The organism is Micromonospora sp. NPDC049201 (assembly GCF_055586805.1).
The window spans coordinates 1-16,822 of sequence record NZ_JBVJHM010000024.1 but is presented as its reverse complement, the minus strand read 5'-3'; the positions used below and the strand labels follow the sequence as shown (position 1 = coordinate 16,822).

Annotated in this window: 14 protein-coding genes; 5 read left to right on the top strand and 9 right to left on the bottom strand. The window is 70.5% G+C overall.

Annotation, left to right across the window (positions count from 1 at the left end):
- Positions 1 to 514: 514 nt before the first annotated feature.
- The 3 genes from ACZ6O5_RS31035 to ACZ6O5_RS31025 form a co-directional block, all read right to left on the bottom strand.
- Positions 515 to 1,774: an RNA polymerase sigma factor gene (locus ACZ6O5_RS31035; protein WP_465981866.1), complete on the bottom strand. Its 1,260-nt coding sequence runs from the start codon at positions 1,772 to 1,774 to the stop codon at positions 515 to 517.
- 41 nt (positions 1,775 to 1,815) lie between these two features.
- The gene (locus ACZ6O5_RS31030; protein WP_396772525.1) at positions 1,816 to 2,172 is read right to left on the bottom strand and encodes a YciI family protein; all 357 of its coding nucleotides are present in this window, start codon (positions 2,170 to 2,172) and stop codon (positions 1,816 to 1,818) included.
- 97 nt (positions 2,173 to 2,269) lie between these two features.
- Positions 2,270 to 2,476, bottom strand: coding sequence for a hypothetical protein (locus ACZ6O5_RS31025; RefSeq protein WP_465981864.1), 207 nt, complete (start codon positions 2,474 to 2,476; stop codon positions 2,270 to 2,272).
- Between the two features lie 364 nt (positions 2,477 to 2,840).
- On the opposite strand from ACZ6O5_RS31025, the gene ACZ6O5_RS31020 reads away from it, so the two are divergent.
- Positions 2,841 to 3,893 carry a polysaccharide deacetylase family protein gene (locus ACZ6O5_RS31020; RefSeq protein WP_465981862.1) on the top strand — a complete coding sequence of 351 codons (1,053 nt, stop codon included), beginning with the start codon at positions 2,841 to 2,843 and terminating at the stop codon, positions 3,891 to 3,893.
- Between the two features lie 284 nt (positions 3,894 to 4,177).
- The gene (locus ACZ6O5_RS31015; RefSeq protein ID WP_465981860.1) at positions 4,178 to 5,767 is read left to right on the top strand and encodes a cellulase family glycosylhydrolase; all 1,590 of its coding nucleotides are present in this window, start codon (positions 4,178 to 4,180) and stop codon (positions 5,765 to 5,767) included.
- Between the two features lie 75 nt (positions 5,768 to 5,842).
- Here the strand turns inward: ACZ6O5_RS31015 and ACZ6O5_RS31010 are convergent, their stop codons facing one another.
- Entirely contained in the window at positions 5,843 to 6,823 is a 981-nt protein-coding gene (locus ACZ6O5_RS31010; protein WP_465981858.1) for an alpha/beta fold hydrolase, read from the bottom strand.
- Positions 6,824 to 7,622: 799 nt separating this feature from the next.
- On the opposite strand from ACZ6O5_RS31010, the gene ACZ6O5_RS31005 reads away from it, so the two are divergent.
- Positions 7,623 to 9,296, top strand: coding sequence for a cellulose-binding protein (locus ACZ6O5_RS31005; RefSeq protein ID WP_465981856.1), 1,674 nt, complete (start codon positions 7,623 to 7,625; stop codon positions 9,294 to 9,296).
- 168 nt (positions 9,297 to 9,464) lie between these two features.
- On the opposite strand, the gene ACZ6O5_RS31000 is transcribed toward ACZ6O5_RS31005, so the two are convergent.
- The 5 genes from ACZ6O5_RS31000 to ACZ6O5_RS30980 form a co-directional block, all read right to left on the bottom strand.
- Positions 9,465 to 10,340, bottom strand: a complete 876-nt coding sequence (locus ACZ6O5_RS31000) for a helix-turn-helix transcriptional regulator (protein ID WP_465981854.1) — start codon at positions 10,338 to 10,340, stop codon at positions 9,465 to 9,467.
- A 160-nt stretch (positions 10,341 to 10,500) separates the two neighbouring features.
- Complete coding sequence (locus ACZ6O5_RS30995) at positions 10,501 to 11,607, bottom strand: sensor histidine kinase (protein WP_465981852.1); 1,107 nt, start codon at positions 11,605 to 11,607, stop codon at positions 10,501 to 10,503.
- Complete coding sequence (locus ACZ6O5_RS30990; RefSeq protein ID WP_465981850.1) at positions 11,600 to 12,286, bottom strand: response regulator transcription factor; 687 nt, start codon at positions 12,284 to 12,286, stop codon at positions 11,600 to 11,602. The genes ACZ6O5_RS30995 and ACZ6O5_RS30990 overlap by 8 nt, the downstream gene beginning before the upstream one ends.
- 5 nt (positions 12,287 to 12,291) lie before the next feature.
- Positions 12,292 to 12,969 carry a VanZ family protein gene (locus ACZ6O5_RS30985; RefSeq protein ID WP_465981848.1) on the bottom strand — a complete coding sequence of 226 codons (678 nt, stop codon included), beginning with the start codon at positions 12,967 to 12,969 and terminating at the stop codon, positions 12,292 to 12,294.
- Positions 12,962 to 13,120 carry a hypothetical protein gene (locus ACZ6O5_RS30980; RefSeq protein ID WP_465981846.1) on the bottom strand — a complete coding sequence of 53 codons (159 nt, stop codon included), beginning with the start codon at positions 13,118 to 13,120 and terminating at the stop codon, positions 12,962 to 12,964. Before ACZ6O5_RS30980 ends, ACZ6O5_RS30985 begins: the two co-directional genes overlap by 8 nt.
- Positions 13,121 to 13,388: 268 nt before the next feature.
- On the opposite strand from ACZ6O5_RS30980, the gene ACZ6O5_RS30975 reads away from it, so the two are divergent.
- Together ACZ6O5_RS30975 and ACZ6O5_RS30970 are read left to right on the top strand one after the other, a co-directional pair.
- Positions 13,389 to 15,659 carry a glycoside hydrolase family 44 protein gene (locus ACZ6O5_RS30975; RefSeq protein ID WP_465981844.1) on the top strand — a complete coding sequence of 757 codons (2,271 nt, stop codon included), beginning with the start codon at positions 13,389 to 13,391 and terminating at the stop codon, positions 15,657 to 15,659.
- A gap of 476 nt (positions 15,660 to 16,135) precedes the next feature.
- Positions 16,136 to 16,822 (top strand): non-reducing end alpha-L-arabinofuranosidase family hydrolase (locus tag ACZ6O5_RS30970; RefSeq protein ID WP_465981842.1); only part of this gene is annotated, 687 nt, incomplete at its 3' end.

Sequence of the window (16,822 nt, the reverse complement as noted above, 5' to 3'; positions counted from 1 at the left end):
GAACTCTCGGGGATAGGGCTTGGGCACAGCGACATCCTTCCAGCTCGCCCGCAGGGCAAGCCATCTCAGATGTCACCTATCGGTGCAGCAGACCCTCCGACGCTGGCCGACAGTCGGCTTGATCTTTACAAAGCCGGGCTGTCACGACTGCCCGACGACGGGCATGATGTGCGAGTGATCAACCAGCATGAGGCCCTGGAGTGGCGGAAGGGCGCTTCGGACGATGTCCTCGATGCCTGGTGTACCCCCGCTCGTGATTACGGAGCTTCACGCCTCGGCTCTAGTTGCAGGGGTTCAGTCCTTGCTGGCACAGCAACGGAGTACAGCAACGGCCCCACCCCTGAGCGATCTCATGGGGTGACTAGCAACCTCGCTGCGTTAAGGAGGTGTGGATCATGCGTAAGGGCGTCGAGTTGTGGCGTCCACGCTCTGCCCCGTGCTGCGACGTACTCCTCGAACTTCACGGAGCCTCAACGGGGCGGGCAGGGCCCGGATTGCGTTCGGCGGTGGGCCGTCACCGGTTCGGCGCCCGGGTCGCCGTGCCGGGGTCGAGGTCGCTGATCCGGCGCCGGAGGAAGTCGCGCTCGGCCCCGTTGGCGGTCAGGTCGAGCGCCGCGTGGTAGGCGGCGGACGCCTCCCCGCCCCGGCCCAGGCGCCGCAGCAGGTCGGCCCGGACGGCGTGCACGTACGGGTACGAGCGCAACCGGGCATCGCCGGCGAGCCGCTCGACGATCCCCAGCGCCGCCGCCGGCCCCTCGGCGAACGCCAGCGCGGCGGCGCGGTTGAGTTCGACGACCGGTGACGGCTCGACCGCCAGCAGCAGGTCGTAGAGGTGCACGACGCGGGCCCAGCCGGTGGCCGCGAACGTCGGCGCGACGGCGTGGGCCCCGGCGATCGCGGCCTGCAGGGCGAACCGTCCGGGTCGCGGGGCCTGCAGGGACTCGACGGTCCAGCGCAGGCCCTCGACGATCATGACGTGGTCCCACTGCTGCCGGTCCTGGTGCTCGAGCAGCACGAGCCGGCCCCGCGGGTCGAGCCGCGCGGCCCGGCGCGCGTGGGTGAGCAGCAGCAGCCCGAGCAGCCCGCGGGTCTCGCGCTCGACGGGCAGCAGATGCACGAGCGTGCGGGCCAGGTCGAGGGCGCGCTCGCAGAGGTCGTCGCGCACGAGTCGCTCGCCGGTCGGCGCGGTGTGGCCGGTGCTGAAGAGCAGGTGGACGGCGGCCAGCACGCTGTACAGACGCTCGGGTAGCTCCGCGGCCGTCGGGGTGCGATAGGGGATCCGCGCCTGGGTGATCTTCTTCTTCGCCCGGGTGATCCGCGCCGCCATCGTTGGCTCCGGCACGAGGAACGCCCGGGCGACGTCGGGCGTGGCCACACCGCAAACCAGCCGCAGGGTGAGGGCGACCCGCGCGGCCGGGTCGAGCGCCGGGTGGCAGCACGTGAAGAGCAGCCGCAGCCGGTCGTCGGGTACCGCCTCGTCGCCGTCCGCGTCACTGCCGGACGGCGACCCCGAGGCGTCCGCCTCGACGGGTTCGACGAGCAGGGGCAACTTGCGGCGCAGGGCGACCTCGCGCCGCAGCCGGTCGACGGCGCGACGGCGGGCCGTCGTCGTGAGCCAGGCACCGGGCCGCTCGGGCACGCCCGAGCGCGTCCACGCGGTCATCGCGTCGACGTAGGCCTCCTGGGCGCACTCCTCGGCCACGTCGAGGTCGCCGGCGACGCGCACCGTCGCGGCGAGTACGAAGGCCCACTCGCGACGGTGCGCGTCCGCCAGTGCGTCCGCGACCCCACCCGGGGGAGGGCTCGCGGCAGAGGTCACTGGGCCGGGCCGGCGTTCACGTCCATGAGCGGCCGGACCTCGACGCCGCCGAACGGGGCGGGCGTGAGCTTGGCGATTTCGAGGGCGTGGTCGAGGTCGCGGGCCTCGACGAGGTAGAAGCCGCCGAACGCCTCCTTGGTCTCGACGAAGGGGCCGTCGGTGACCTCACCGCCGCGGATCGACGTGGCCGTGGTCGTGGGCTGCAGGACGCCGCCGCCGGTGATCGTGCCGCCGAGGTCGGCGACGGCCTTGGCGAACGCGCCGTGCGCGTCGACCACCGAGAACCACGCCTCGGGGGTGAGGGCCGCGTATTCGGCCTCGCGCTCGTAGATCGAGATCATGTACTGCGCCATGTCGGACTCCTGTCGGGCGTCGTGGGCCGGTCCTTCCGGCCCCGCACCCTTCCGTCGCACAGCCTGGCCCCGAATCGACAACCGGCGCGAGGATTTCTCAGGCGTTCGCCGGTCCGGGGGTCTGGTCGCCGCGCCGGACTGCGGCGAGCAGCATCTGCGCGACGTCGACGCCCTCGCCCACGGACCCCTCCGCCGCCGCCGAAGAACTGTTCTGGCACCGGAACACCGAGCATGGCGCCGCATCCGGCCGACTCATGGCCGTCTCGCCAGCGGCGAAGCCGACGACCGGCACGACATCGCCCACCGGCTCAAGCCTGTGACCGAACCGAATATGCCGCAGCTCTCGTCCCGCCAGCGCTGAGGTGTACCGCGGATCCATGGATCTGAACGGGCTTCTCTGCTGCCGTCGGCGTCGCCGTGGTCGGCTCGCTGGTCGCCGACTGCTCGGCCTCGATGGGGCTGCATGGTCGCGCCGACACCGCCGAACGCGTGCGGGTCTGGGTGGCCGCAGCCGGCCAGCCAGCTTCCGGAAACTCTCCGGAAAACTTCCGGAACAATCATTGACGTGTTCGAAACGCCGCTGCAATACTCCGAACGCGGTGACATTCGTCTCTGTCGATTGAGGTCATGCGTCGTCAGGTGTCACCCGTCCCAAGGAGGACCTGCGCATGAACGCCAGCATCGGCGGCTCCCGCCGTCCGTCCGCCCGCCGAACATCGCGTCTCACCGTCCGGTTGGCCGTGCTCGCCTCCACCGTGGCGCTGAGTGCCGTCGGTCTCGCGGTCGCCGCCACTCCGTCCAGCGCCGCGACCTGCAACGGGTACGTCGGCCTCACCTTCGATGACGGGCCGACCGGCAACACCAGCGCACTGCTGTCCGTGCTGCGCGCGAACGGCGTACGGGCGACCATGTTCAACGTCGGGCAGAACGTGCAGAGCAATCAGTCCGCCGCGCGGGCCCAGGTCGACGCCGGCATGTGGGTGGCCAACCACAGTTGGAACCACGCGCACATGACCTCGATGAGCCAGAGCCAGATGCAGTCGGACCTCTCCCAGACCAACTCGGCGATCCAGGCAGCGACCGGCGTCCGACCGCAGTTGTTCCGCCCGCCCTATGGGGAGACCAACTCGACCCTCCAGTCGGTCGCCACGTCGCTTGGCCTGCGCCAGGTGATCTGGGACGTCGACTCCCAGGACTGGAACGGCGCCAGCGTCAGTCAGATCGTCTCCAACGCCAGCCGCCTCCAGGCCGGCCAGGTGATCCTGATGCACGACGGCATTCAGAACACCCGCGACGCGATTCCGCAGATCGTGGCCAACCTGAGCGGCCGCAACCTCTGTCCGGGCATGATCTCACCGAGCACCGGCCGAGCGGTGGCCCCGGACGGCACTCCGCCGCCGACCACTCCGGCGCCGACCGGCACGCCGACCACTCCGCCGCCCACCGGCGGGTGCACGGCAACGGCGACGACCCCCAATGTCTGGGGCGACCGGTACAACACCTCGGTGACGGTTCAGGGGGCCAGCAACTGGACCGTGGTCGTGGCGGTGACCGCGCCGCAGCGGATCTCCACTACCTGGAACGGCTCCCCCAGTTGGGACAGCACCGGTTACGTGATGACGATGCGGTCCAACGGCAGCGGCAACACCTTCGGCTTCACCACGATGATGAACGGCAACAGCAGCGCCAGAGCCCAGATCCGCTCCTGCACCACGGGCTGATCCCGAGGGCCTCCCAGGCCACCGAAAACGGCTGAGACAGACGTGGTCGACCAGCCGGTGGAACCGCGCCCCTCGTCCCGGGCGCGGTTCTACCGGCTGAGTCGATGTGGCCGTCAGGAGCGGGGCGCAGCAGGGGGCGGGCTCATGGCTGGCCGAGTCCTTGCTCCATCCATGCACATGCATCTATCCTTTGGCGGCCCATCGACTGCCAGCGTAGGCAATCGAATATCGTCGAATCGCTTCGACAACCCAGCGTGACGGTTGATCGAAGACAGGAGATTCTCGTGAAATCCACATTCAGAAAGGTTCAGTTCGTCCTGGTCTCCGGCGTGCTGGCGCTGGCCGGATCCGCAGCCGTGGTGACGAGTTCCGCGTCGGCGGACAACATCGCCCAGTTGAACGCCACCCAACTCGTCGCCGACATGGGTGCGGGCTGGAACCTGGGGAACACCCTGGAGGCCAACGCCAACGGGATCCCCAGCGAGACGGCGTGGGGCAACCCGGTCGTGACGCAGGCCTTCATCGACCGGGTGAAGGCGGCGGGATTCAAGACGATCCGCATCCCGGTCTCCTACCTGGGGAACATCGGGGCCGCCCCGAACTACACGATCAGCTCCGCCTGGCTGAACCGGATCCAGGAGGTCGTCGACTACGCCTACGGTCGTGGCCTGTACGTGCTGATCAACATGCACGGCGACGGCTACAAGACCGTCACCGGCTCGTGGTTGATCTGCGACTCGTCGAACCAGACGACGATCAGGGAGAAGTACCAGAAGGTCTGGCAGCAGGTCGCGACCAGGTTCCAGAGCTACGGCGAGCGACTCGTCCTCGAGTCCATGAACGAGGAGTTCGACGGACAGTACGGCAATCCCACCCAGCCGTGCTACTCGAACATCAACGCCTACAACCAGATCTTCGTGGACACGGTCCGTCGGACCGGTGGGAACAACACCTCGCGCTGGCTGCTCGTCCCCGGCTGGAACACCAACATCGACTACACGGTGGGCAACTACGGCTTCGTGCTGCCGACGGACCAGTACCGCTCGTCGTCCGTGCCCGCCAACGAGCAGCGGCTCATGATCTCCGTGCACTACTACGACCCCTGGGACTTCGCCGGCGAGGAGAACGGCACCATCACGCAGTGGGGGCCGGCCGCCACCAATCCGGCCCGGAAGTCGACCTGGGGCCAGCAGGACTTCATGGACACCCAGCTCAAGAAGGTGCGCGACACGTTCGTCTCGCGTGGGTACCCGGTGTTCGTCGGTGAGTACGGTTCGGTCGACAAGACGTCGGCCGACTCGACGAACAACAGGTACCGGGCGGACTACGCGCGCACGCTGGTGTCCACCGCCAAGAAGTACGGGGCGGCCACCGCCTACTGGGACAACGGCTACAACGGCGCGTACGGGTTCGGGCTGTTCAACCGCAGCAGCGGTGCGGTCACCCAGCAGGGCATCATCGACGCCATCATGAGCGCTGTCGGTACCACCCCGACGACGCCGCCGACCACCACCCCGCCGACGACCGCGCCGCCGACCACCCCGCCGCCGACGACCCCGCCGCCGTCGAACGGACGGTCCTGTTCGGCGTCGTACACGGTGACCGGTTCATGGCAGGGCGGCTTCCAGGCCGAGGTACGGGTGACCGCCGGTGGTTCGGCGATCAACGGTTGGACGGTGACCTGGACGTTCGCGAACGGGCAGCAGGTGACTCAGGCGTGGAGCGCGACGGTGACCAGCAGCGGCTCGACCGTCACCGCCCGCAACGTCAGCTACAACGGCTCGCTCAGTGCCGGCGGTAGCACGACCTTCGGCTTCCTGGGCTCGTCGAGCGGCACCAACGGCGTACCGTCGTTGGCCTGCGCGGCGAGCTGAGCAGGGCGGGTGGGCGACGGCGCGAGGTCCGTCGCCCACCCGGCCGGAGCCTCAGCCCGGCTCAGTTCGGCCCGCTCAGCCGAAAAATGCCCGCAGGTGCTGGACGAGCACCTGGGGCTGCTCGTCCACGAAGTAGTGCCCGGTGTTGTCGATCTGGACCAGCTGCACGTTGGTGGCCTGCTGCGTCAGCGTCGCGGCGAAGCTCGGGTAGAAGATGTCGTGGGCGATGCCGAGGACCGGGGCGGTGATCGGCGCGTACGTCTCGTTGTCGAGAATGTCCTGGCCCAGTGCCTTGTACCAGCCGTTGCCGCCCCGAATGGCGTCCGGGGTCGAATAGGCCAGGGCGTAGACGGCCCGGTCGAAATCGTTGATCGCGGCCTTGTTGACCAGGAGATTGTCGAACATCCAGTCGACGAGGAACCGGGACCGGCCGGTGATGAGCTGCTCCGGCAGTTGCGACACCTGGTTGAAGGCGAACCACCAGGGGTGGAACGGGGCACCCGGCGCCGGCAGCATGCGGAACTCGTAGTAGCTGCTGTTCGGGTGGTCCACGTCCAGCATGGCGATCTTGTTGATGACCGAGGGGTGGTTCGCCGCCATGCTGTAGGCGACCATCGACCCCATGTCGTGACCCACGACGTTCACCTTGGCGTAGCCCAGCGCCCCGGCCAGCGCCGCGATGTCCGCCGCCATGGTCTTCTTGTCGTACCCGGACGCGGGCTTGCTGGAGTTGCCGGCGCCGCGCAGGTCGACGGCGATCACGCGGTACCGGGTGGCCAGCGCGGGCATCACCTTGTGGTACTCCCACCACGTCTGCGGCCAGCCGTGCAGCAGGATCAGGGGTTCCCCGCGCCCGCCGGCGACGTAGTGCAGCCGGATTCCGTTGACGTCCGCGTACCTGCTCGTGAACCCTCCGGGAAGGGAGGCTGCGAGGTCGGCGGCGGACGGAGCGGCGATCCGCGCACCGTCGGTGGACGGTGCGGCCTGTGCAGCGGTGCCGGTCGCCGCCGCGGCGACCGCGCCGGCCCCGAGCGCGATCAGCTTCCTTCTGTTCATGGAAGACACGCATGCTCCAGTTCTCTAGACGGTGCCAAGGATCCTTACCGACTTCGGTAAATGCAGGCTCGTGACAAGGCCACTCATGCCCGATGGTCGATGGGAAATGACCGATGAGACCTAATTTCCTGCGCCTGCGTCCGATGGTCGGGACTGCCATCAACGGGAATGCCGTCAACGGGACAGACGACGATCTTAACCACATCCGCGGACGTGCTTCGAGTTGATCTCTTGATTCACCGAGTTGATGTTGTTCGGTCGCGGGCGGCCCGCCGTTGGGTGCGTCGGGCATCGGCGCAGGTCAGTGCGTAAGTGGCCGCTACCCGGGTCGGCGTTTGTGGTCAAGGCGGGGCGGAGCTGCATTTTCCGCCGGCACCAGCCGATGGGTGATCGGAGTGGACCACCGCGACGGCCGTCCGGGCGCGCGCCCCGGCCGCCGACCGCGGCGTCGAGTCGGTGCGTCGGCGCGCGCCCGACAGTTCCTCGACGCGGCGGGACCCTCCGGTCACCCCTCCGGGCGGTGGCCCGTCGCGGAGCCGCTCGACGACCGGCGGCCGGGGGGCGGCGCGTCCCGGTGGCGCGCACGCCCACCGACCTGAGCGGCCGGCGGCGGACGGGGTGCCCTTCCCGTATGCAACAAACCTGCACGTCTTTGCTATTGCCTCGCCGGTAAGCGCTTTCTTAGCCTGTGTTTCATCGATGTTTCGATCCGGGCTGAGGGTGCGCACACGAAGCCACATGCGGTGTCGGGGCGGTGAGAGTCGTGCCCGCACCGTGTCTACTCCCGAGGAGTCCAACTGTGAGAACCGCAGTGCGACACAAGCTTCTTACCGGCGGGATCGCCGTGGTCGCCGCCGTGGCGGTCGTCGCGACGATACCGGTGAGCCAGGCGTCAGGGGCATTCGGCGACCTCGATTTAACATCGATCAACGCCAATGCCACAAATCTCAGTATCGGGGCCGGCGCGGACGGCTCCAGCAAGGCCGACGGCACCAGCTACGGAAGCGCGATCGACGGCGACATGAGCACCTACTGGTCGCCGGCCGGCTCGACCGGCCGCATCTCGGTGAAGTGGGGTTCCGCCACCACGGTCGCCTCGATCAACATCCGGGAGGCGGCCGGCGCGGTCGGGGCGGTCGGCTCCTGGCGAGTGGTCAACAACGACACCGGCGCCACGCTGGCCAGCGGCACCGGGGCGGGCGTCATCACGTTCGCCGCCACCTCGCTTCGCAAGATCAATTTTGAGATCACCAGCTCGACCGCCACCCCGCGGATCGCCGAGTTCGAGACGTACGCCTCGGGCGCGACCACGCCACCGCCGACCACCGGGCCCACCACCCCGCCGCCCACCACCGGGCCGACCACGCCGCCACCGACCACCCCGCCACCGTCGAGCGGCACGCTGTACGTGGCACCGACCGGCACCGACGGCGCGGCCGGCACGCAGGCGAACCCGACCACGCTCGCCTCGGCGATCACCCGGGTCGCCGCCGGGGGCACCATCTACCTGCGCGGCGGCACCTACCGTTACACGCAGACCGTCACCATCGGCCAGGGCAACAACGGCACGTCGAGCGCGCGTAAGAACATCTTCGCCTACCCGGGCGAGACGCCGGTGCTGAACTTCTCGGCGCAGAGCGAGGACCCGGCGAACCGCGGGCTCCAGGTGGGCGGGTCGTACTGGCACATCCGTGGCATCGTCGTCGAGCGGGCCGGGGACAACGGCATCCTGCTCGCCGGCAACAACAACATCATCGAGCGCGTGGTGACCCGCTTCAACCGGGACTCCGGGCTCCAGCTCTCGCGGCTGGTCGCCAACGCGCCCCGCGACCAGTGGCCCGCGAACAACCTGGTGGTGAGCACCGAGTCGCACGACAACGCCGACTCCGACGGTGAGGACGCCGACGGCTTCGCCCCGAAGCTGACGGTCGGCACCGGCAACGTCTTCCGCTACACCGTGTCCCACAACAACATCGACGACGGTTACGACCTCTACACCAAGAGCGACACCGGGCCCATCGGCCCGGTGACCATCGAGTCCTCCCTGGCCTACGGCAACGGCACGCTGAGCAACGGCGGCCAGGCCGGCAACGGCGACCGCAACGGCTTCAAGCTCGGTGGCGAGGACATCGGCGTGAACCACGTCGTGCGCGGCAACATCGCGTACGACAACGGCCAGCACGGGTTCACCTACAACCGCAACGTCGGCTCGATGACCGTGTCGAACAACGCCGGCATCGGCAACACCGAGCGCAACTTCAACTTCGACGGCGGCTCCTCGGTGTTCCGGAACAACACCTCGTGCGACGGTGGCACGAACGACCGGATCGTCGGCAACTCCGACAGCTCGAACCAGTTCTTCTCCGGCAGCAACGGGTCCCGCTGCGCCCAGTACTCGGGCGCCCTCGGCTGGTCCTTCGCCTCCGACGGCCGCCTCGTCGTGACGTTCGGCGGCAAGGTGGTCACCCCGTAACGACCGGGCGACGCCGGTGTCACCGTCACCCGCGACGGCGACATCGGCGTCCGCCGGCCGCAGATCGGGTACGCGGCCCGGCGCTCACGGCGCGCGGTCGTGCTGTGACGCGGTCGGTGGCGAGCCGAAGCGGTGCCGGTAGGTGGCGGTGAACCGGTGGGCGAAGGCCTATCCCCAGCGCCGGGACGTCTCGGCCACACCGACGCCGTCGGTCGCGTCCGCCCGGCGCAGCTCCTGATCGGCGCGTTCGAGCCGGACCCATCGCAGGTACGCGGTCATGGTGGTGTCGAGATGCCGACGGAATGCCAGGTGCAGGGCACGGATGGTCACGCGGGCCGCGGCGGCGATCTCGGCGGGCGTGATGTCCCGGTCCACGTTCTCCTCGATGAACGCGATCGCGCGACGCAGCATCCGGGGGTGCGCGTCGTGGCGGTCGGAGAGCGTCGGATCGTTGAGCATGTTGTTCGGGAAGACGGTCAGGGCGGTGGCCGCCAGCAGCCGGGCGATGCTGCCGGCGAGCAGCGGCTCCCCGGCCACCCCGGGACCGACTGCCTGGCGGGCGTACCCGTACACGGTGCCCCACGTCTCGGCATCCGCTGCGGAGACGGGCCGGTGGCTGGTGAACCGGACCGGCTCGGGGCGACGGCCGGGCGCGGTCTCCGCGACGCTTTCCAGCAGCCCCGGGTCGAGGACCGTCGTGTGGAAGTCGGCCTCGGCGCAGTTGGCGGTGAAGCCACGCTCCGGCCGGATGGGAATGAACGCGTCGCCGGAGCCGTAGGCAGTGGCGACGCCGCCGGCCGGGTGGTAAGCCAGCCCACCGGATCTCATGTGGCAGACGACCAGCCGGCCGAGCGCATCGGCCCGTACGTGGAAGCTGAGCCCGAAGGCGATCTGGTCGAGTCGTGCCGACGGAGAGATCGCGGTGGCTTCCAGCCGCAAGGAGTCGAAGGAACTGCCGCCGTCGATGCAGAGGTTTCCGCCGTAGTTGTCGTGGAGGATGTGCGCGGCGAGTTCGACGTCCGTCGTCTCGAAGACCTGGCTCATGCGTGCTCCCTTGGGGCACCCCGGCACGGGGCGCTCAGCGACGACGGCGCGTCCGTTCCCCCGAGGCGGCCCGACTTCATTGTGCGGCAGACGGGACGACCCGCCGGCCGAGAGCGTTTTCTCGGTGTGGCGTGCGAGCGGCGTCTCCCCGGTGCCCGGGTCAGGACGGGCCGGGAAGGCGCACCGTGACGAGGAGCCCACCGTCGGGGCCGGGGACCAGGGTGAGCGTCCCGCCGTGGGCGCGGACGACGCTGCGCACGATGGCCAGGCCGAGGCCGGCGCCGGCGTGCTCGTCGACGCGTACCCGTTGCGTCCCGCGCCGGAACGGCTCGGTGAGCGTCGGGACGAGGTCCGGTGGGAGCGGAGGCCCGGTGTTCGCCACCCGCAGCACGCTGGCGTCACCGGACGTCGCGGTACGGACCGTCACCGTGCCGCCCTCGGTCAGGTTGTGGACGACGGCGTTCTGGACGAGGTTGGTCACCATCCGCAGCAGCAGCTCGGCGGAACCGCTGGTCGGGGCCGCGCCGCCGGTGACGTCGAGCGTGACCCGGCGTCGCTCGGCGACCGGGAGCAGCGTTTCGGCGGCCTCCTCGGCGAGCAGGGAGAGGTCGACCCGCTCGCGGGTCACGACGGCGCGGTCGCCGCGGCTGAGCAGCAGCAGGGCCTCGGTGAGGTCGATCGCCCGCCGGTTGACCTCGTGCAGGCGGGCGACGAGTTCGTCCCGGTCCCGCGTCGGGTCGTCGCGGGCCACGTCGAGCAGCGCCCGCGAGATCGCCAACGGGGTACGCAGCTCGTGCGAGGCGTTCGCGGCGAACCGCTGCTGCTCGGCGACGTGGGACTCGATGCGTTCGAGCATCGCGTCGAACGCGTCGGAGAGGTCCCGGAACTCGTCCCGTCGACCCGCCAGCCGGATCCGGTGCGACAGTGAGCCGGTCCCGGCCATCGTTGCCGCCGCCGTGATCCGGGTCAGCGGCGCGAGCATCCGTCCGGCGAGGATCCAGCCCCCGACGAGGCCGAAGGCCAGCAGGAACACCAGGATCTCGGCGGCTCTCGGCGCGAAGACACGCAGCAGGTTGGACCGGACCGGGAAGACGCCGGGAGTGAGCGTGTCCGCGGAACCGGGGACGATCAGCATGGCCCGGTCCGGAACGTACCGCAGGAGGAACACCCACACCGCCGCGAGTAGCAGCACACCGGCGAGCACCAGGAACCCGGCGTAGCTGAGGGTGAGCCGGACCCGGACGCTCAGCCCCGCCCCCCTAGCCACGCGTGCCGCCTTCGGCCGGTTGCGCCTCGATGCGGTAGCCGACGCCGGGCACGGTGGCGATGACCCAGGGTTCGCCGAGCCGCTTGCGCAGCGCGGAGACGGTGATGCGCACCGCGTTGGTGAACGGGTCCGCGTGCGCGTCCCAGGCCCGTTCCAGGAGTTCCTCGGCGCTGACCACGCCACCCTCGGCGGCGACGAGCACCTCCAGTACGGCGAACTGCTTGCGGGTCAGCGCGACGTAGCGTCCGTCGCGGAAGACCTCCCGGCGGAACGGGTCGAGCCGGAGGCCCGCGATCCGGCGCACCGGGGGCCGGGCGTGCCCGCGCCGGCGGTCCAGCGACCGCAGCCGCAGGACCAGCTCGCGCATCTCGAACGGCTTGGTGAGGTAGTCGTCGGCGCCCAGCTCGAACCCGGTCGCCTTGTCGTCGATCCGGTCGGCGGCGGTCAGCATGAGGATCGGGATGCCGCTGCCGGAGGCGACGATGTGCCGGGCGACCTCGTCGCCGGAGGGCCCGGGGATGTCCCGGTCGAGCACCGCCAGGTCGTAGGCGTTGACGGCGAGCAGTTCCAGGGCGGTGTCACCGTCGCCGGCGACGTCGGCGGCGATCGCCGCCAGCCGCAGACCGTCCCGGACGGCTTCGGCCAGGTAGGGCTCGTCCTCCACGATCAGTACCCGCATGCGACTCAGTCTGCCGCCGCCGGCACCGGATGACGTCGTTGCGCCGGGGCACGCCACCAGCGGCGGGACGCCAGCCCGAACAGCACCGCGCCGGCGGCGTTGACCAGCACGTCGTCCACCGACGACACCCGGTCCAGCCGCAGCGCGTACTGGAGGGTCTCGATCACGGCCGAGCAGCCCGCCCCGAGCGCCAGGAGCCGCGGCACGGACGCCAGCGCCGCGAACCGCATCGGCGCGAAGAAGCCCAACGCCGCGAGGACCAGCAGGTTGCCGCCGATCCCGAGCGGCCCCATGGTGGCCAGGTCCCGCAGCGGCACCAGGCTCACCCGGCCCGGCACGACGCCGGCCCCCGGGCCCGGCATCAGCGTCATCCAGACGAACGGCACCGTTCCGTAGACCATGCCCACCTCGGCCAGCGACACCCGCCACGCACCGGCGGCGCGCCGACCCACCACCAGGGCGCCCACCGCCAGCGCGGCCACCGGCAGCCCGACCAGCGTCATGAGCAGGACGCCGTTCTCCGTGTCGAAGCAGCCGTGCCACCGCCCGGCCCGGCACGCCGGAGCGGCCATCAGCAGCGGGCGTCGCACCGCGAACGCGGCGCCCGCCAGGCCGAGGACCGCCGCGCCGACGAGCACGACCCGTCGCGTACGCCGTGATGGCGCGACCCCCACCTCAGTCACCCGACCCGTCGTCGGCCGACGCCCTGGTGACCGCCTGCGTCTCCGGCCCGATCACGTCCATCAGCGGCGTGCCGGCCGCGACCGCGCCGGCGGCGGCGAGTCCGCCCCATCGGACCGGTCCTCCCCGGTCGATACCCCGTGTCGCATCCATCCCCATGCTCCTCTCCGGTGGCGGACCGGGCGGACGGCTCCCGGCCCGTCCCCGAAGTGAAGACGCCGGGCTGTTGCGCGGGCGTATGCGTTTCCCGATACGCGCCGCGCACGGCATGCGCTACCGCCGGGCGTACGGCGAGACGCCCGGCCAGACGCTGCGGCGTCGCTCCACCGGACGCCGACGTGTTGACGCGGGCGGCGAACCGGGCCAGGCTGTGGGGGCGCTCCCAACGGCGAGCTTCGATTTCCTCAGGAAGGAAAAGCTCGTGCGTCCCACCACAGCACTGCTCCCGGTCGTGCTGGCCGCCACGCTCGGCGGCCTGGCCCTACCAGGGCCCGCCCAGGCCGCCACCGGCCCGGCGCTGGCCGTCGACACCACCGCCGACCGGCACGCGATCAGCCCGTACGTCTACGGGATGAACTTCGCCGACGAGGCGCTCGCCCGGGAGCTGCGGCTACCGGTGCACCGGTACGGCGGCAACGCCACCACCCGCTACAACTTCCGCAACGACACCACCAACCGGGCCGCGGACTGGTACTTCGAGAACATCCCGAACGACAACACCGATCCGGACAGCCTGCCCGACGGCTCGGAGAGCGACCGGTTCGTGGCACGGAACAAGGCCACCGGCACCGACACGATCATGACGATGCCGATGATCGGCTGGATCGCCAAGGATCGGGCCAAGGCGTGCGGCTTCAGCGTGGCGAAGTACGGCCCGCAGGAGTCCACCGACCAGTGGGCGCCCGACTGCGGCAACGGCAAGAAGCCGGACGGCAGCCTGATCACCGGCAACGACCCGGAGGACACCAGCGTCGCCATCGGTCCGGAGTACGCCACCGACTTCGTCACCCACCTCAAGGAGCGGTTCGGCGCCGCCGGCAGCGGCGGGGTGCGGTTCTACAACCTGGACAACGAGCCGGACCTGTGGCACTCGACCCACCGCGACGTCCGCCCGGTCGGGCTCGGCTACGACGAGCTGCGCGACCGCACCTACGCGTACGGCGCGGCGATCAAGGCGGCCGATCCGGGGGCGAAGACGCTGGGCCCGGTCGGCTGGGGCCTGAACTCGATCTTCTACTCGGGGCTGGACCAGGACACCTGCTCCCGGACCGGCTGCTGGTCGAACCCGCCGGACAAGGCCGCGCACGGCGGCCAGGACCTCGGCCCGTGGTACCTGGACCGGATGCGGGAGTACGAGCAGCAGCACGGCACCCGCGTCCTCGACTACTTCGACGTGCACCTCTACCCGCAGCAGTCCGGCGTCAGCGGGTCCGGTGCCGGGGACGCCGCCACCCAGGCGCTGCGACTGCGCTCGACCCGCCAGCTCTGGGACCCGACGTACGTGGACGAGAGCTGGATCAACCAGCCGGTCCGGTTCATCCCGCGGATGCGCGAGCTGGTCGACAAGCACTACCCGGGCACGAAGATCGCGATGACCGAGTACAGCTGGGGCGGGTACGGCTCGCTGAACGGCGCGCTGGCCCAGGCGGACGTGCTCGGCATCTTCGGCCGGGAGGGGCTCGACCTGGCCAGTCTCTGGACCGCGCCGACCGCCGACCAGCCGGTGGCCGACGCGTTCCGGATCTACCGCAACTATGACGGCAAGGGTGGCGCGTTCGGCGAGACGTCCGTCCGGGCCGCCAGCGCCGACCAGGACAAGCTGGCCGTGTACGCGGCCGAGCGGACCGCCGACAAGGCGCTGACCCTGGTCGTGGTCAACAAGACCGGCGACGACCTGACCAGCCCGGTGGCCCTGACCGGCGCCACCGCCGGCAGCGCCCAGGTCTACCGCTACAGCGGGGCGGACCTCGCCGGCGTGGTCCGGGAGGCCGACCAGCCGGTGACCGCCGGCGGCTTCACCGCCACCTTCCCGGCCAACTCGATCACCCACCTGGTGTTGCCGCGCGGCACCACGCCCGGCGACACCCAGCCGCCGACCGCCCCGGGCAAGCCGGTCGCCGGCACGGTCACCGGCGACAGCGTGGCGCTGAGCTGGACGCCGTCCACCGACAACACCGGCGTGACCGGCTACGACGTGCACCGGGTCGACACCACCGGCACCGTGAAGGTGGGCAGCGCCACGAGCACCGCGTACACCGTGACCGGGTTGACGCCGGACACCCCGTACACCTTCGTGGTGACCGCCCGGGACGCGGCGGGCAACGTCTCGGCGGCCTCGCCCGGCCTGGCCGTGCGGACCGCGCCCGGCACCCCGACCGGCGGCTGCACGGTCGGCTACGCGGCGAACAGTTGGCCGGGCGGCTTCACCGCCACCATCACCGTCAAGAACACCGGCACCACCGCGATCGACGGCTGGAAGCTCGCCTTCGACTTCCCCACCACCGGCCAGAAGGTCGGCCAGGGCTGGTCGGCCACCTGGAAGCAGAGCGGAACGGGCGTCACCGCCGAGAACCTGGGCTGGAACGGCAGACTCGCCCCCGGCGCGTCCACCAGCATCGGCTTCAACGGCACCTGGAGCGGCACCAACCCGGCGCCGACCGCCTTCACGCTCAACGGTCAACGCTGCGGCTGACGGCACCACCTCCCGAGCGGGGCCGGGCCGGGGCATCGCGATGTCCCGGCCCGGCCGGTCAGTGCGGGGCGGCGGCGACGATCGGCAGTCGAACGGGGAACGTGCTGCCCACGCCGAGCACTCTCGACGGAGATGGTGCCGCCGTGCGCCTCGTCACCGAGTCGCCGTCACGACCGAATAATGCGTAAACGTCGATGTTAGCGTCATCATTACCGCGTCTGGGGTCGGCCGTAGTGTCGGGAGGCGGCGCGGCACCTGCGAGGGAAGGCGCTCCGGCCACCGTCGATGGATGATTCGAGGAAGTTACGACTTGACGAACGTTCTGTTATCGCCCACATTCGATGCTCAAGGACGAGGCGAGGGCTGACCGGGGCGGGTCCGCCTTGTCGGGACTGGCGTGCGCGACGCGTGAGCCACGTCTTGTTAGCGCTAACACCCTGGCGCGTGCGTCCGGGTTCCGGCCATCGAGGAGGATCATGTTCGGCTTTGGTAGGTCCCCATCCGTCGCCCCGCCGAGTCGACGGCGGCGATGGTTGCCGCGCGTCGTCGCAGCCGGTGTGACGGCCGTGCTGGCCGGCGTCGGCGCGGCGGCCGTGGTCTCGTCCCCCGCCGCCGCGGCGACGGTCGACACCAGCGCCTGGTACGTGCTGGTGAACCGCAACAGCGGCAAGGCCCTGGACGTCTACAACCTGGCCACGACCGACGGCGCGCGGATCGTGCAGTGGGCGCGCAACAACGGCAACCAGCAGCAGTGGCAGTTCGTCGACTCGGGCGGTGGCTACTACCGGCTGCGGTCCCGGCTGTCCGGCAAGGTGCTGGACGTCTACAACTTCTCCACCGCCAACTCCGCCAACATCGTGCAGTGGTCCGACGCCAACGGGACCAACCAGCAGTTCCGGCTCGCCGACTCCGACAGCGGCTACGTCCGGCTGATCAACCGGAACAGCAACAAGGCGGTGGAGGTGCAGGGAGCGTCGACCGCCGACGGCGGCAGCATCGTCCAGTACGACGACTGGAACGGCAGCAACCAGCAGTGGCAGCTCGCCCGCGTCGACGGCGGGGGCACCCCCACGACGCCGCCGCCGGGCGGCACCTGCAACCTCCCGTCGAGCTACCGGTGGTCGTCGACCGGCGCGCTGGCGCAGCCGAAGTCCGGCTGGGCG

Bases quoted from the DNA above. Each gene is read 5' to 3' on its own strand.
- ACZ6O5_RS31030 (WP_396772525.1), bottom strand. From the start codon at position 2,172: ATGGCGCAGTACATGATCTCGATCTACGAGCGCGAGGCCGAATACGCG.
- ACZ6O5_RS31020 (WP_465981862.1), top strand. From the start codon at position 2,841: ATGAACGCCAGCATCGGCGGCTCCCGCCGTCCGTCCGCCCGCCGAACA.
- ACZ6O5_RS31010 (WP_465981858.1), bottom strand. From the start codon at position 6,823: ATGAACAGAAGGAAGCTGATCGCGCTCGGGGCCGGCGCGGTCGCCGCG.
- ACZ6O5_RS31000 (WP_465981854.1), bottom strand. From the start codon at position 10,340: ATGAGCCAGGTCTTCGAGACGACGGACGTCGAACTCGCCGCGCACATC.
- ACZ6O5_RS30990 (WP_465981850.1), bottom strand. From the start codon at position 12,286: ATGCGGGTACTGATCGTGGAGGACGAGCCCTACCTGGCCGAAGCCGTC.
- ACZ6O5_RS30980 (WP_465981846.1), bottom strand. From the start codon at position 13,120: ATGGATGCGACACGGGGTATCGACCGGGGAGGACCGGTCCGATGGGGC.